The following is a 14,418-nucleotide window of genomic DNA, read 5'->3' on the forward strand; positions in this document are numbered from 1 at the left end:
GAGTATGCGCCCGCGGAGGGGCGCCGCGCAATCGCGGGACGCGGAACCACCGGCCCGTCGTGCAGGACGGGCCGGTGGTGGGCTCGGGTGCCGGGTGCTACCGCTTGATGCCGATGCCGCCGACGATGCACCGCTGGACCGGGTCCTCCGTCTTGAGCTGCGGACCGTCCGGCCACCAGCGGAAGCAGGGCACGACGCCCGGGTCGACCATGTCGAGCCCCGGGAACAGGGCCTGGATCTCGGACAGCGTCCGGAACCGGCCGCTGCCCATCGGGCTGTGGACGAAGACCTGCTCCATCCGGTGGGCCAGCTCGCTGTCCCCGTCCTCCGGGTCGAAGAAGTGCGCGATCGCGACGACCGAGCCGGGCGCCAGCCGCTCGACGAACTTGGCCATGACCGCCTGCGGCTCGTCGGCGTCGTCGAAGTGGTGGATGGTCCCGATGTGGAACAGGGCCACCGGCTGGTCGAGGTCGAGGAACCCCTGCACCGCGGGGTCGGTGAGGACCGCCTCGGGGTCGCGGATGTCGGCGGGGGAGAACCGGGTGAGCTCGTTGTCCTCCAGCAGTGCGCGGCCGTGCGCGATCACCGTCGGGTCGTTGTCGACGTAGACGATGCGGGCCTCGGGCTGCAGCCGCTGCACGACCTGGTGGGTGTTCTCCGCGGTCGGCAGTCCGGAGCCGCAGTCCAGGTACTGGGTGATCGAGGTCTGGGTGGCGATGAAGCGTGCCGCGCGGATCAGGAACGCCCGGTTGTCGACGGCGAGCTGGTTGACCTCCGGCGCGATCTTCCGGACGCGCTCGATGGTGTCCCGGTCGACCTCGTAGTTGTCCTTGCCACCGAGCGCATAATCGTAGACGCGGGCGATGCTGGCCTTCGTCGTGTCGATGTACGCAGGTGCGCGCCCGTCGGTCGGCTGGGCCATCAGCGGGTGTCCTCACAGCAGTCGTCGGTGGTCCGGCGGCCTCGGTCACCGGTGGCGGTCACCGTAGCGGACCCCCCTGACGGCGACGCAGGGTGATCGTCGAGTGACGTCCACGTGATCGGCGCCGCTGACGATTCGCAGAATCATTGTGTACGCTTAATCACCCGATCGGCCCGCTGTGCCTCCTGGGGCGGTGGCCGTCGGTGAGCGACGTCAGCGTCCGAGCAGTGCCGATCGACCCGCAGGAGTCCTTCCGGTGGTCCCGAGTCCGAACAGCCCCGCGCCCCCCGGTGCCGACCGCGGCCCGACCGCGCGGCGGATCGTGCTCGGCTCCCACCTGCGCCGGTTGCGCGAGCGTGCGGGGATCCGGCGGGCCGACGCGGCGTACGCGATCCGGGGTTCGGACTCGAAGATGAGCAGGCTCGAGTCCGGCAAGGTCGGGTTCAAGGAGCGCGACGTCGCCGACCTGCTGACGATGTACGGCGTCGGCGAGGGCCCGGAGCGCGAGCAGGTGCTCGCGATGACCGGGGAGAGCAACGAGAGCGGCTGGTGGGCCCGCTACAACGACGTCGTGCCGGGCTGGTTCGAGGACTTCGTCGGCCTGGAGGCCTCGGCCTCCCGTATCTCCAGCTACGAGCTGCTGTTCGTGCCCGGGCTGCTGCAGACGGAGGGCTACGCCCGTGCCGTCGTCAGCGGAGGGCGCACCGACCTGCCCAGTTCCGAGCGGGCCGACGTCGAGAAGCGTCTCGAGGTCCGGATGCGACGGCAGCGGGTCCTGCACCGCAAGGACGCCCCGACCTTCTGGGTCGTCCTCGACGAGGCGGTGCTGCACCGCCCGGTGGGCGGCCACGCCGTGCGGCGGGGACAGCTCGAGCACCTGCTGGAGCTCGCCGCACTGCCGAACGTGATCATCCAGCTGCTCCCGTGGGACCTGTCGGGCTACGGCGCCGAGCACGCCTTCTCGATGCTCCGTTTCGCCGAGGCCGAGTTGCCCGACCTGGTCTACCTGGAGGAGATGACCGGGGCGTCGTACCTGGACAAGCGGGCGGACGTCGAGCGCTACGGCCGGGCGATGGACCGCCTCACCGTCGACGCCCTGTCGCCGGAGCAGACCAAGCAGGCGCTGTCCAAGGTGCTCGCCGAGGCCTGAGCGGTCCGAGGGCTCCTCGCGGCGGGCGGATTCCCGCGACGAGCGGTTCCGGTCTGTCGGATTCGTCCCGGAATCGGTCCACATGGGCCTCGCGGGGACCGCCCGGGGACAGCCGGGCGCGGTTGATCGACCGCCGGGCGCCGTCGAACGGTTTTGCGCGATGGGCCCCCTGCACCGCTGCTACCACCTTCATCGCAACGGAACATGCACGTGCAGATGAGGTGAGCGTTCGCATGGATCAGATGCATCCGACCAGCCCCGCGTCGATCGACGCGCTGGCCTGGCGCAAGAGCGTCCGCAGCGGTTACCAGGGCAACTGCGTGGAACTCGCCGTCGCAGGCACCGGTGTGGCGGTCCGCAACTCCCGCGACCCGCACGGCACCGTCCTGGGCTTCTCCGCCGCCGGGATGGCGGGGTTCCTCGCCTCGATCAAGAGCGGCGAGCTCGACGACCTCGCCTGACGGCGGGTCCCCATGATCCTCCCGCGGGCGGCCGTCCCGACCACGGCCGCCCGCGGTGAGTCCGGCCCGGCGGTGCAGCGCGACACCGGCCACATCGGACGCGTCGACGGGCACCGGTGATGCCGGTCCGGGGTAGTAAGTAACGGTGAGCCGTTCCGATCAGGCACCGGCGCCCTCCTACCGGGGAGCGAGTGCCCACTACCTGTCGCCGTCCCGCCGTGACCCGGTCAAGATCCTCTCCGAGGAGCCCGTCACCCGCCGGGTGATCGCCGCGGCACTGGCCGCCGTCGGAGCCGGCCCCGGCGACCCGGTCCGCGTGCTCGACGTCGGTTCCGGCACCGCGGACGGATGGTCGCTCCTGACCCGCGCGGCTCCGGACGCCCCGCCCCTGGTCACCGAGGACCGGCTGCACTACGTCGGGCTGGACGTCGATCCCGAGATGGTGGAGACGGCCCGCGCGGCGGTCACCGCGCCGTCCGCGTCGTTCGTACTGGGGGACGTTCGGGACGCGATCCCGGACGGGGCGTTCGACCTGTACCTGTCCTGCGGTGTCCCCTACTCGCACCTGACCCGTGCCGAGCTCGTCGCGGCCCTCGGCTCCGTGCTCACCGCGGTCGCGGCACGCGGCAGGCGGGCCGCCGTCGTCGTCGACGTGCTCGGGCGGTACTCCGTCGAGTGGCAGCCCCGGTGGGACGCCGAGCGCTGGGACTACGCGATGAGCTTCTTCGCCGGCGGCGGCGGGACGATCTCCGAGCCGATGACGTTCTACGGCCGCCCGCAGCTCGACGCCTGTGTGGACGAGGCGGCGGACGGCAGCGGCGTCCGGGTCGTGTCACGGACCGCCGTCGACCGCTCGGTGCTGGTCGGCAGGCACACCGCCACCGGGACCTTCCATCCGGAGGTGCCGCGGTTCCGGACCCTGGTGAACGACCTCGTCCGCGATCCCGGCCGGGTGCGCCCGGACGACCTGCGCTTCGTGCCCGCCCGGTCGGGTGCCCCGGCCGACGTGCTGGCCTGGCTGGACCGGTTCGCCGCCCGCTGGAACGCGGCGCTCGATCCGTTCACCGGTGCCGCCGGGATCGGCGACGCCGAGGGCGCCCGGCTCGCGCACACGCTGCTGGGGCTGGAGCGGGAGGCGGGGCCGGGGCTGGGCGTCGGCCACTCGCTCACGATGACGCTGGTGGCCGAACCGGCCTAGAGGATCACGCCGGCGGTCCGGCCCGGCCCGTCCGCCCGGTGTCGGTCAGCGGCGGGAACCGGCTCGGCTGCTCGCCGTGCTCGAACATCTCGGCCGCCGGGCCGACGATCAGCGGGTCCGGCGGCGCGGCCACCCCGGCGTCCTTGCCCGGGTAGTCGAACAGGCCCAGGACGTGGCGCATCGCCTCCAGCCGGGCCCGCTTCTTGTCGTTGCTCTTGATCACCGTCCAGGGGGCGTCCTTGGTGTCGGTGTAGAAGAACATCGCCTCCTTGGCCTCGGTGTAGGCCTCCCACTTGTCCAGCGACGCCAGGTCCATGGGGGAGAGCTTCCACTGCCGGACGGGGTCGACCTGGCGGATCAGGAAGCGGGTGCGCTGCTCCTCGCGCGACACCGAGAACCACAGCTTGACCAGGTGGATCCCGGAACGCACCAGCATCCGCTCCAGCTCCGGGGTCGCCCGCAGGAACTCCATGTAGGACCGGGCGTCGGTGAAGCCCATGACCCGCTCGACGCCCGCGCGGTTGTACCAGGAGCGGTCGAACAGCACGATCTCGCCGGCCGCGGGCAGGTGTGCGACGTAGCGCTGGAAGTACCACTGCCCGGCCTCGCGCTCGGTCGGCTTCTCGAGGGCGACGACGCGGGCACCCCGCGGGTTCAGGTGTTCGGTGAACCGCTTGATCGTCCCGCCCTTGCCGGCGGCGTCGCGCCCCTCGAACAGGACGACGACCCGGCTGCCGGTGTCCTTCACCCAGTTCTGCAGCTTCAGCAGCTCGATCTGCAGCAGCCGCTTCTGGCGCTCGTAGTCGGCGCGGGTGAGCCGGTCGTCGTAGGGGTAGCCCTGCCGCCAGGTGTCGACCGGCCTCCCCTCCGGCCCGACGAGCGTCGGGTCGTCGTCGTCCGAGTCGTCGACCCGGAAGCGGTCCCGGTCGACCGCGGCGGGGTGCGGCAGCTCGGTGCCGGGGCTGTCGGGACGGGGGTCGGGGGTCTCCTCCACGAGGTGCCACGCTGCGCGGTGCGGGTGTCCGCCCGGCGACCGCCCGGTGACATCCGAATGATCACCGGGCAGCGGGACGGGTCAGCCGCCGAGGACCCGGTCGATGTCGTCGAGCACCCGCTGCCCGCCGAGCGGACCGACGCCGGTGATCCAGAACGACTGGTCCACCGTGTGCAGCCGCGGGAACGCGCTGTCCCGGACGGCCGTGACCGCGGGCGGGACCGCGTCCGGCGACGACGGGTCGGCCGCCGTCAGGAAGACCTCGTCGGCGCGCGCCTCCTGGACGAGCTCGGGGGAGAGGTCCACCGAGATCGAGTCCTCCCAGTCGCGCGGCGGGAGGGTGAAGCCGGCGCACTCGAGCGTGCTGCCCGCGAACGAGGTGGGGCCGTACAGGGTGAGCAGGCCGTCCCGCGGCCGGATCAGCTGGGCGGTCCGGCCCTGCGTGCCGTGCGTGCCGGCGACCTCCGCGCACCGGGTCGCGTAGTCCTCCAGGAGCTGCTCGGTCTGCTCCTCCCGGCCGAGCGCGCGCCCGGCGAAGCGGACGTTGTCCTGCCACGGGTCCGCCTGCGACGCGAGGAACGCGGTGGGGGCGATCGCCGAGAGCTGGTCGTACAGGTCGGCGTGCCGGGACTCGGTGCCGAGGACGAGATCGGGCTGCAGCGCCGCGATCCGCTCCAGGTCGGGTGCGGCGACGGTCCCGACCACCGTGATCCCCCGGGCCGGTTCGCCCAGGTAGGACGGGACGCCCGTGGCCTCGGACAGCACCGCGGCACCGGCCGGGACCGCGCCGAGCGCGACGGCGGTGTCGAGCAGCACCGGTTCGAGGACGACGATCCGCTGCGGGTCGGCGGGGACGGCCGTCTCCCCCCCGGGCGTGCGCGACGGTCCGTCCGGCGTCGCCGGTGGCGGCGCCGTCCGATCCCGCGCAGGCGGTGACGAGCAGGCAGAGCAGGGCGGCCAGCGCCGGCAGCGCGGCCCGGGGAGCGGGCACGGTCGATCTCCTTCGGGGACCGTCGAGGGCCGGTCCGGCGGTTCGGGGCCGCCGGAGGCCCCGGGGTGAGGTGAGCCTAGCCTCGGTCATGCGGCGGAGTGTCCCGTCGTGACCGAAATCGTTCGCCGGGATCGCCGCGACCGTCCACGATGTCCGGCGATGACCTTCGAGGACGACGGCTACGTCCACCTGCCGGGCGCGTTCCCCCGGGAGCTCGCGGCCCGCTGCCGCGCGCTGCTGGCTGACGAGCTGCGGCAGCGGGGCACCGACCTCGACGAGCCCGCGACCTGGACCGCGCCCGTCGTCCGGGTCGAGTCGATGTCCGCGCCCGAGTTCACCGCGTCGGCAGGCACCCCGGCCCTGCGTGCCGCCTGCGACGTGCTGGTCGGCGCCGGGCGCTGGCGGCCCCGCCTCGGGATGGGCACCTTCCCGATCCGGTTCCCGCACGCCGGGGACCCGGGCGACGACGGCTGGCACGTCGAGGCGTCGTTCGCCGGGCCGGACGGCGGTCCGCGGCTGTCGGTCCGGTCCCGTGGCCGGGCGTTGCTGATGCTGTTCCTCTACTCCGACGTCGGCCCTGACGATGCGCCGACCCTCCTGCGCGCCGGGTCGCACCTCGACGTCGTCCCGCTGCTCGCGCCGTACGGCGACGACGGCGCCGGCTGGGCGGAGCTGTGCGCCGCCGCCGTCCCGGCCTCCGCACACCGTCCCGAGGTCGCCGCGACCGGCCGGGCCGGCGACGTCTACCTCGTGCACCCGTTCGTCGTGCACCGGGCGCAGCGCCCGGGACCGGGGATGCGCGGGCCGCGGATCATCGCGCAGCCGCCGCTGGAGCCGGCGACCGAGCCCGCGTTCGACCTCGACGACGGCCGGGCGCCGGTGGAGCGGGCCGTCAGAGCTGCACTCCGCGGGTGAGGGCACCGTCGACGACCAGGTTCGTCCCGCTGATCCGGCTCGCCAGCGGGCTGACCAGGGAGACGACCGCGTAGGCGGTCTCCTCCGGCGTCCCCATCCGGCCGGTCGGGTTCAGGCCCATCGCGTGCGCGAAGAGGTCGGGGTTGCCCTGCTCGACGTTCTGCCACACCCCGCCGGGGAAGTAGACGTTGCCGGGGGAGACGGCGTTCGCGCGGATCCCCGTCGCGGCGAGGTCGAACGCGAGCCCGGACACGTAGTGCACGAGCGCCGCCTTCATGACGCCGTACGAGCCGTCCGCGAAGTCGACCTCGCGGCCCGACACCGACGACACCGCGGTGATCGACGCGGCGTCGCTGCGCTGCAGGTGCGGCAGCGCGGCCTCGACCAGGCGGACGGTGTGCAGCAGGTCCACCTCGAAGCTCGACCGCCAGTTCTCCTCGCCCGGCCCGATGGCCAGCGCGCTGACGTTCGCGACGACGGCGTCGAGCGCACCGAACCGCTCGGCGCTCGCGGCCACCCAGCCCGCCAGCGCGTCCCCGTCGGCGACGTCGACGGCCGTCCCGGCCACGTCCGCGCCCCCGGCCCGCAGCTCGTCCTCCGCGACCCGCACGCCGTCGGCGTCGCGGGCGCAGAACGCGACCCGGGCCCCCTCGGCCGCGAGCAGCTCGACCACCGCGCGGCCGATGCCGCGCGACCCTCCGGTGACCAGCACGACGCGGTCGCCCAGCAACATGTCCATGACGGATCTCCTCTACAGGGACCGGGCCTGCTCGCGCAGGTGGCGGTGCACGCCGTTGTAGGCGGCGGCGTCCGGCAGCAGCGCTTTGGCGATCTTGGTGACGGCGCTGTAGTTGGTGTCGACGACGTTGGCCAGCGGCGACTCCGCGGCCTGGGTGAGCAGCTGGTAGGCGTCCAGCCGGTCCAGCCCGTAGAGCTCGCCGAGCCAGGCGATCATGCCGACCTGGGACGCCCGCCAGGCGTCCTCCAGCGGCCGGGACGACCCGACGACGACGTAGTGCGTGTCCGTCTCGATCCGCGGCCACGCCGGAGCCGGCGCACCCTTGACGAGCTCCACGAGCAGGACGACGTCCATGGCGCCCTCGACGGCCGTCCCGCAGCTCTCGCCCTCACCCTGCCGGTAGTGGCCGTCGCCGACGGAGAACAGCGCGCCCTCGACGTTGACCCGCAGGAAGCACGTCGCACCGGCCCGCATCTCCGGGGTGTCCATGTTGCCGCCGAACACGTCCGGCACCAGCGAGCTGCGCACCTCACGGGCCGGTGGCGCGACGCCGACGGTGCCCAGCATCGGGTTGCACGGCAGGTCGAGCTGCAGGTCGGCGCTCGTCGCCTCGAACCGCACGGTGCCGGCGTCCCGGTCGAGCTGGTAGATCCAGACCCGCTCCGGCAACGGTTCGTGCAGCAGCGCGGTCCGCTCGGTGACCGACAGCGCGCCGAAGAACGGGATCGTCGTCGACGCGCCCCAGTCCCGGGCCGGGGTCAGCTCGACGATGTGGAGCGCGAGGGTGTCGCCCGGCTCGGCGCCCTCGACGAAGAACGGCCCGGTCTGCGGGTTCACCTCGGCCATGTCGAGGACGTCGGTCGGCCGGTCCGTGGTGGAGGTGATGCGCCCGGAGAACGCGTCCTCGGTCCAGAGCCGCAGGCAGGTGCCGGGCGCGATGCGGTGGGTGGGCGGGGCGCCGCCGAACGTCCAGGCGAACTCGTGCCGTTCGGGGCGGTACTCGACGACCTGCATCATCCGATCCTGGCGTGCCGGGTGTGACGGCGGCAACGGTTGCGTCGCGCGCGGCTCCCGGCGCGGGCGTACGGTGCCCCGGGTACCGGAGGGTCTGCTTCCCCACCTCCGGCGGGCGCACGACGAGATCGACCGGCGCTACGCCGAGCCGCTCGACCTGGCCGGGCTCGCCGCCGTCGCCGGGGTGTCGAAGTACCACTTCCTGCGCTGCTTCGCCGCCGTCTACGGACACACCCCCGCCGCGCTGCTCACCCGGCGCCGGATCGAGCGGGCACAGGACCTGCTCCGGGCGACGAACCTGACCGTCACCGAGGTCTGCACGCTCGTCGGGTACTCGTCGCTGGGGTCGTTCAGCAGCCGGTTCACCCGCCTCGTCGGGGTGAGCCCGTCGGCGTACCAGGCGCGGTGGGCCGCGCGCGGCGCTCCGCGGATCCCCGGGTGCTACGTGTTCATGCACGGGCTGTCCGACACCGCAATCGCGGAGAAGCCGCCGGGTACCGGCCGGGACTAGCGTCCGCCGCATGCTCACGAACATCTCGCTGGTCACGCTGTACGTCACCGACCAGGACGCCGCCAAGCGCTTCTACTGCGACGTCCTCGGCTTCGTCGAGGGGACCGACGTCGCGATGGGCGACGGGTTCCGCTGGGTCACCGTCCACCACCCGGCCCACCCGGAGCTGGAGGTGACCCTGATGAAGCCCGGCCCGCCCCTGGACGAGGGCATGGCCGAGGCGGTCGCGCGCTCGCTCGCCGCCGGCCGGATGGGCGGGTTCGGCCTGACCACCGACGACTGCCACGGCGACCACGCGAAACTCGTCGCGCAGGGGGTGGAGTTCACACAGCCGCCGTCGGAGCGGCCGTACGGGATCGAGGCGGTGATGCGGGACAACTCCGGGAACTGGCTGGTGCTGGTGGAACCCAGGCCCTACGACGGCTCCGACTTCCCCCACGCGACCTGACCGGCCGCAGGCAGTGGCCCGGCCCCCGAGGCGCGGCCGCACCGATGGAGGTCCGGTACGGCGGCGGGCCGAACCGCACAGGTTCGAGCTCGTGCGGGAACCCCCGAAGCTGTGCGGCCGCCCGGTGGCGCCCGCCCTGGGGTGGCGGGGCAGCACCGCGTGGCGGGGCAGCGCGGCGTGGCGGGGCAGCAGGGGAACGGCCTCGCCGGGAGGCAGGAACCGGGTGTCCGCCGGAAGGGCTCAGAGGCAAGAGGCCTGCCGCGAGGTGGGAGTGCCGTCGTCAGGGTCCATCGCCCCGTCGCCACGCGGCCGACGACAGCCGCACAGGTTGCCGGGTGACCGCACGGCGTCGAGCCCGTGCGGCAGTCCTTCAGCCTGTGCGACTGCCCATGATCCTCTGCGGCAGCACCTGAACCTGTGCGGTTGTACGCGGACGTGTGCGGCGCCACCCGGACCTGCGCGGCCTCGGCGCAGGGGCGGGCGGGTCAGTCGGTGGGAGGGGGCGGTGTGCGTCGGGCGCGGCTGGCCTCGGCGGCGGCCTGGCCGGCGTCCTTGCTGGTCGCGGCGCGGGACGCGAGCTCCTTGTAGGTCAGCGGCTTCCGTTCGAAGCGGCCCTCGTGGGCGGCGATCGCGTCGCGGTGCTCGCGATGCTCGGGATGGTTCGACTCGAACTCCTGGCGGGCCTCCACGGTCCGGCGCCAGTGCGTGATCGTGTCCCGGTCGCCGTTGTTCAGTCCCTCCCAGGACTGCGGTGCCGACGACATCGACGTCGGCGGGGCGGCCCGGCCGCGCATCGCCGGGCTCGGTGGGCGACGGCTCGTCGCCGCGCCGCAGTCCGGGCAGTCGGGCGCCGGCGTCGACCAGGACGGGACCATCAGTTCGAAGCGGGTGCCGCAGGAGCACGCGTAGTCGTAGACCGGCACGGCGACGACCTTCCGGGGCGGGGCCCGGCCGCGGAGGTCGCGGCCGGGCCGGGGGACAGGACGGGCGGGGCGGACGGGTCAGGTGTAGGAGTTGCCCGGACCGGTGCGGAGCTCCTTGATCTGGTTCGCGTCGTGTCCGAAGACGACGGTCGCGTCGGTCCGCTCCTGGATGGCGCGGATCTTGTCGACCGAGTTGAACCAGGCCACGGTGTCGTAGACGATCCCGGCCGCGATCGGCGGCGGGCCGTAGGACTCCTTCAGGTAGAGCGAGTCCGATGCGAAGATCATCGTGCCGGAGTCGGCGAGATCGACCTGCAGGCTCATCGTGCCCCAGGTGTGGCCCGGGGTGCGCAGGAGCGTGACGCCCGGGAGCAGCTCGGTGTCCTCGGAGATCGTGTCGAGCTGGAGGGTGTCGTAGTCCGACTTGATGTGTGCGCCCTTGTTGTGGCCGTCGAAGGAGAACGCCCCCTCCTTCTCGGCCTCGTCGACGATGATCTTCGTGTCGGCCTTCTCCCAGAACTTCGCGTTCGCCGCGTGGTCGAGGTGCAGGTGGGAGAGGACCAGGTAGTCGATGTCGTTGGGCTCCAGGTTCAGCTGCTTGAGCCGGGAGTCCAGCCAGTCGTCCTCGGTGGCGGCGTCGACCGGGAAGAACTGGCCCAGCCCGGACGGGGCCCAGCGCGTCTCCCAGTCGCGGGGGACACCGGCGTCCCACATGAGTTTCTGCCCGTTCGGGTGCTCGACGTAGACGACGTGCGTCGGCACCTCGATCCAGTCGCGCTGCTTGTCGGGCTGCTGCTGGGTGGCCATCCGGCCCGGATCGATGAGCAGCCACGTCAGGTCGGCGTGCATCGTCCCGGTCGGAAGGATCGTGACCTTGATCTTGTCGGTGTCGGACATCGCTCTCCTCGTCGAGTGCGGGCGCCCGGGGTGACCCCGGTCTCACCGGATACATGCACACTGCCGCACCGATCGCGCGGGCGACAAGCCGTGATCGTCGTGGCAGGCTGCCGGGATGGCGAGGTACTACGACGTCCACCCGCAGAACCCCCAGCCCCGCAGCATCGGTCAGGTCGCCGACCTGGTCCGGGAGGGCGGCCTGGTCGCGTACCCCACCGACTCCTGTTTCGCCCTCGGTTGTTCCCTGGGCAACAAGGAGGGCATCGACCGGATCCGGCAGATCCGCAAGCTCGACGACAAGCACCACTTCACGCTCGTCTGCGCCGAGTTCGCCCAGCTCGGACAGTTCGTGCAGATCTCCAACGCGGTGTTCCGCGCGGTGAAGGCGTCCACGCCCGGGAGCTACACGTTCATCCTCCCGGCCACCAAGGAGGTGCCGCGCCGGCTGCTGCACCCGAAGAAGAAGACCGTCGGCGTGCGGATCCCGGACCACGCCACGACCCAGGCGCTGCTCGCGAACCTGGGTGAGCCCCTGCTGTCGTCGACCCTGCTGCTGCCCGGCCACGACGAGCCGCTGACCCAGGGCTGGGACATCAAGGAGGAGCTCGACAACCAGGTCGACGCCGTCATCGACTCCGGCGACTGCGGCACGGAGCCGACGACCGTCGTGGACCTGTCCGGCGACGAGCCCGAGATCATCCGGACGGGTGCGGGTGATCCGTCCCGGTTCGAGTGATCCGGGCCCGGCGGCGCGCAGCGTGATCGCGCCGTCACGGTCCTGACCACGGCCGTCGCGGGAACCCGGCCGTCGGTCGTGCGCGACCGGTTGGTGCGAAGGCTCCCGGTCGCGGGCCGGAGCCGCCCGTCTGCCCGTCGTCCACCGCCCACCGCATCGGGCCGGGCGGGGAGCCAACCGCCGAGTAGGGTTCGTGAGCGACCCTGTCCGGACCCGTTCCCGTACGGGCCGGGTGGAACGTGACATCCGGCCCGGATGTCGTATCAGCCGTTCGGAGGACGATCGCGTGGCGCGAGACGACCCGCCGTACAGCCCGTCCGGTCCGGGGCAGGACCCGCCGGCCGGGCCGGGCGAGGGCGCGAGCGGCGACGCCGTACTGGCCGCCATCGCGCACCGGCTGCGCGCGCGGTCCGAGCGACAGCAGCTCCTGACCGAGCGGTTGCGCTCGGGCGAGCTGCGCCCCGGGGCCCTCGCCGATCTCGCCGAGCTCGCCGGGGCGGCCCGTCGCGGCGTCCGTGACGGCGAGCACATCCTCGTGCTGGCGGGCGCGCCGCGCGGCCGGCGGATGTCCCCGCCGACCCCGCTGGGGCAGGCGCTGGACTCGATCGTCGCCGCGAGCGAGGCGGCCTCCCGGACCGTCGTCCCGCCGACGCCGAGCGTGTCTGTGGACGTCTCGGCCCTGCCCGTCCTGGAGCAGATCCTCGCCGAGCTGCTCGCCCACGCCGCCGGTGCGACCCCGCCCGGGGAACGGCTGGAGCTGCACACCCGGTGGGGTCCCGACGGCGGCGTCGTCGTCGAGCTGCAGTGCGCCACGCCGCCCCGGCACCGGACCCCGGTCGAGGAGCTCGACCGCGCGCTGAACACGGCCACCCCCGCCGGTCCCGTCGCGCCACAGGAGATCGGGCTGCACGTCGCCGCACGCCTGGCGCGGGCGATCGGGGCGCGGCTCGGTGTCCGTGACCCGGCCGCGAGCACCGGGGTCTCGCCGGTCGCGGTGCTGCACCTGCCCTCGTCGGTCGTCGGAGGGGGGCAGCAGCCCGAGCAGCCCGCCGCCGCTCCGGAGGCCGTCGGTCCGACCGCGTCGCTGCGCCGGCCCGCCTCGCCCGACGCCGTCGGAGACGCGCCCTGGCCGCCGCCGCAGAGCAGCCGGCGGGACGACGACTCCCTGCCGAGCCGGCTGCCGGCCGCGGCCCAGGCCGGGCCCCCGGCGCCGGACGAGCCCGGGGCGCTGCCCCGCCGGGACACGCCGGGCCGTCCGCGGGGGATCGCCGGGGCGCAGCCCTTCGGCGCGCCGGACCGGAACGGTGCCGCGGGGCTGTGGACCGCGTCCCCACAGGACTCCGGCTCGCAGGACTCCGGCCCGCAGGACGTCGCCGCGCAGGAGCCCGGGCCGCAGGACTCCGGGCCGCAGGACGTCGCCGCCCACGGGAACGTCCGGCCGGGCGCCGATCCGGGTGTCCCGGATGCTGGTGTGCCCGGTGCCGGAGCGCCGAGTTCCGGTCAGCAGGGTCCCGGTCAGCGGGGCCCCGGCCAGGGCCCCGGACCTCAGGGGCCGGGACAGTACGCTCCGGGCCGGCAGGGGTCCGGTCTGTCCGGGCCTGCTCAGCACGGTCCAGGTCCGCAGGGTCCCGGTCAGCCGAACGCCGGTCAGCACGGATCGGGTCAGCCGAACTCCGGCCTGCCGGGATCCGGTCAGCAGGGTCCTGGCCACCAGGGCGCCGGCCACCCGGGATCCGGTCAGCCGAACCCCGGGCAGCAGGGCATCGGGCTTCCGGGCCCGGGCCGGCAGGGGCCCGGTCCGTACGGCCCCGGCCGGCCCGACCGCTGGGGCACCGGACTGCATCTCCCCGCCGGTCGCCCGTCCGCCCCCGGACCGGACCGGACCTCCAACGGGGCGGGTCCGGATCCCGCCGGCCCCGACGCGCCCCCGGTCACCGAGGCACTACCGGTGTCCGGAGCCCCCGGCACGACCCCACCGGTCGAGCTGTTCGGTCCGTTCGACTCGGAGGTACCGGTCCCGGTGGACGACGCCGACGACACCCCCATCTTCGCGTCGGTCGCCTCGGCCTGGTTCCGTGAGCCGTCGACGCCCGAGACCACCGCGCTGCCGGTGAGCAACGGGACCAACGGCAACGGTGCCCCGTCGGGCAACTGGCAGACCCCCGGCGACGCCGAGTTCGACGCCGCGCGGATCCGCGCCGACCGCGTCGTCGACCTCCCGACGACCGCCCAGGGCCTCCCGCAGCGGCTTCCCGGCCAGGCGATGGTCCCGCCGCCGTGGCGGGAGACGCCGAACGGCGGTCAGCCGAGCGGCTCCCGGGAGCGGCAGCCCGACCGCGTCCGCAGCCGGCTGGCGAGCTACCAGCGGGGCCTGCGTGAGGGCAGGCACCGCGCGTCCGAGGACCAGCCGGAACCGGTCAACGGGGCCGCCGTCAACGGGCACTCCGGCGGCGGCCCGGCCTCGAACGGGCACGGGCTCCACGGCGAGGGCGGCCGCAACGTCGGCTGAGGCGCGGTGG

General features: G+C 73.8%; 15 protein-coding genes. 8 read left to right on the top strand and 7 right to left on the bottom strand.

All coding sequences use genetic code 11. The annotated features are described in order from the left end of the window. Positions 1 to 97: 97 nt before the first annotated feature. The gene (locus AD017_RS23330) at positions 98 to 922 is read right to left on the bottom strand and encodes an SAM-dependent methyltransferase (RefSeq protein WP_010231953.1); all 825 of its coding nucleotides are present in this window, start codon (positions 920 to 922) and stop codon (positions 98 to 100) included. Between the two features lie 256 nt (positions 923 to 1,178). Here AD017_RS23330 and AD017_RS23335 point away from each other — a divergent pair, with 256 nt between their 5' ends. From AD017_RS23335 to AD017_RS23345, 3 genes are all read left to right on the top strand, one after another. Then, complete coding sequence (locus AD017_RS23335; protein ID WP_060575561.1) at positions 1,179 to 2,072, top strand: helix-turn-helix transcriptional regulator; 894 nt, start codon at positions 1,179 to 1,181, stop codon at positions 2,070 to 2,072. Between the two features lie 233 nt (positions 2,073 to 2,305). Further along, the gene (locus AD017_RS23340; RefSeq protein WP_010231957.1) at positions 2,306 to 2,533 is read left to right on the top strand and encodes a DUF397 domain-containing protein; all 228 of its coding nucleotides are present in this window, start codon (positions 2,306 to 2,308) and stop codon (positions 2,531 to 2,533) included. 145 nt (positions 2,534 to 2,678) lie between these two features. Then, a complete protein-coding gene (locus AD017_RS23345; protein ID WP_060575562.1) occupies positions 2,679 to 3,731 on the top strand; it encodes a class I SAM-dependent methyltransferase in 1,053 nt (350 codons plus the stop codon). Between the two features lie 4 nt (positions 3,732 to 3,735). On the opposite strand, the gene ppk2 is transcribed toward AD017_RS23345, so the two are convergent. Together ppk2 and AD017_RS23355 are read right to left on the bottom strand one after the other, a co-directional pair. After that, positions 3,736 to 4,725: a polyphosphate kinase 2 gene (gene ppk2, locus AD017_RS23350; protein ID WP_010231963.1), complete on the bottom strand. Its 990-nt coding sequence runs from the start codon at positions 4,723 to 4,725 to the stop codon at positions 3,736 to 3,738. A gap of 81 nt (positions 4,726 to 4,806) precedes the next feature. Then, positions 4,807 to 5,541 carry an iron-siderophore ABC transporter substrate-binding protein gene (locus AD017_RS23355; protein ID WP_255358465.1) on the bottom strand — a complete coding sequence of 245 codons (735 nt, stop codon included), beginning with the start codon at positions 5,539 to 5,541 and terminating at the stop codon, positions 4,807 to 4,809. 334 nt (positions 5,542 to 5,875) lie between these two features. Between AD017_RS23355 and AD017_RS23360 the strand changes: the two genes are divergently transcribed. Continuing rightward, positions 5,876 to 6,631: a phytanoyl-CoA dioxygenase family protein gene (locus AD017_RS23360; RefSeq protein WP_060575563.1), complete on the top strand. Its 756-nt coding sequence runs from the start codon at positions 5,876 to 5,878 to the stop codon at positions 6,629 to 6,631. Here AD017_RS23360 and AD017_RS23365 read toward each other — a convergent pair. Together AD017_RS23365 and AD017_RS23370 are read right to left on the bottom strand one after the other, a co-directional pair. Further along, positions 6,609 to 7,370, bottom strand: a complete 762-nt coding sequence (locus tag AD017_RS23365) for an SDR family NAD(P)-dependent oxidoreductase (RefSeq protein ID WP_010231968.1) — start codon at positions 7,368 to 7,370, stop codon at positions 6,609 to 6,611. The genes AD017_RS23360 and AD017_RS23365 overlap by 23 nt on opposite strands. Before the next feature lie 12 nt (positions 7,371 to 7,382). After that, on the bottom strand, positions 7,383 to 8,384 hold the full coding sequence (locus tag AD017_RS23370) for an acetamidase/formamidase family protein (RefSeq protein ID WP_029239618.1): 1,002 nt from the start codon (positions 8,382 to 8,384) through the stop codon (positions 7,383 to 7,385). Between the two features lie 73 nt (positions 8,385 to 8,457). Here AD017_RS23370 and AD017_RS23375 point away from each other — a divergent pair, with 73 nt between their 5' ends. Further along, entirely contained in the window at positions 8,458 to 8,895 is a 438-nt protein-coding gene (locus AD017_RS23375) for a helix-turn-helix transcriptional regulator (protein WP_010231972.1), read from the top strand. A gap of 10 nt (positions 8,896 to 8,905) precedes the next feature. Further along, complete coding sequence (locus AD017_RS23380; RefSeq protein ID WP_010231974.1) at positions 8,906 to 9,343, top strand: VOC family protein; 438 nt, start codon at positions 8,906 to 8,908, stop codon at positions 9,341 to 9,343. Between the two features lie 485 nt (positions 9,344 to 9,828). On the opposite strand, the gene AD017_RS23385 is transcribed toward AD017_RS23380, so the two are convergent. Further along, a complete protein-coding gene (locus AD017_RS23385) occupies positions 9,829 to 10,266 on the bottom strand; it encodes a zinc ribbon domain-containing protein (protein WP_060575564.1) in 438 nt (145 codons plus the stop codon). Positions 10,267 to 10,344: 78 nt separating this feature from the next. Next, positions 10,345 to 11,163: an N-acyl homoserine lactonase family protein gene (locus tag AD017_RS23390; protein ID WP_060575565.1), complete on the bottom strand. Its 819-nt coding sequence runs from the start codon at positions 11,161 to 11,163 to the stop codon at positions 10,345 to 10,347. A 115-nt stretch (positions 11,164 to 11,278) separates the two neighbouring features. Here AD017_RS23390 and AD017_RS23395 point away from each other — a divergent pair, with 115 nt between their 5' ends. Both AD017_RS23395 and AD017_RS23400 read left to right on the top strand, forming a co-directional pair. Further along, positions 11,279 to 11,899 (top strand): L-threonylcarbamoyladenylate synthase, encoded by a 621-nt coding sequence (locus tag AD017_RS23395; protein WP_060575566.1) that lies wholly within the window; start codon positions 11,279 to 11,281, stop codon positions 11,897 to 11,899. Between the two features lie 286 nt (positions 11,900 to 12,185). Next, complete coding sequence (locus AD017_RS23400; RefSeq protein ID WP_060575567.1) at positions 12,186 to 14,408, top strand: hypothetical protein; 2,223 nt, start codon at positions 12,186 to 12,188, stop codon at positions 14,406 to 14,408. Positions 14,409 to 14,418: the final 10 nt, after the last annotated feature.

This window comes from Pseudonocardia sp. EC080619-01, assembly GCF_001420995.1.
In the GTDB taxonomy this organism is placed as follows: Bacteria; Actinomycetota; Actinomycetes; order Mycobacteriales; family Pseudonocardiaceae; genus Pseudonocardia.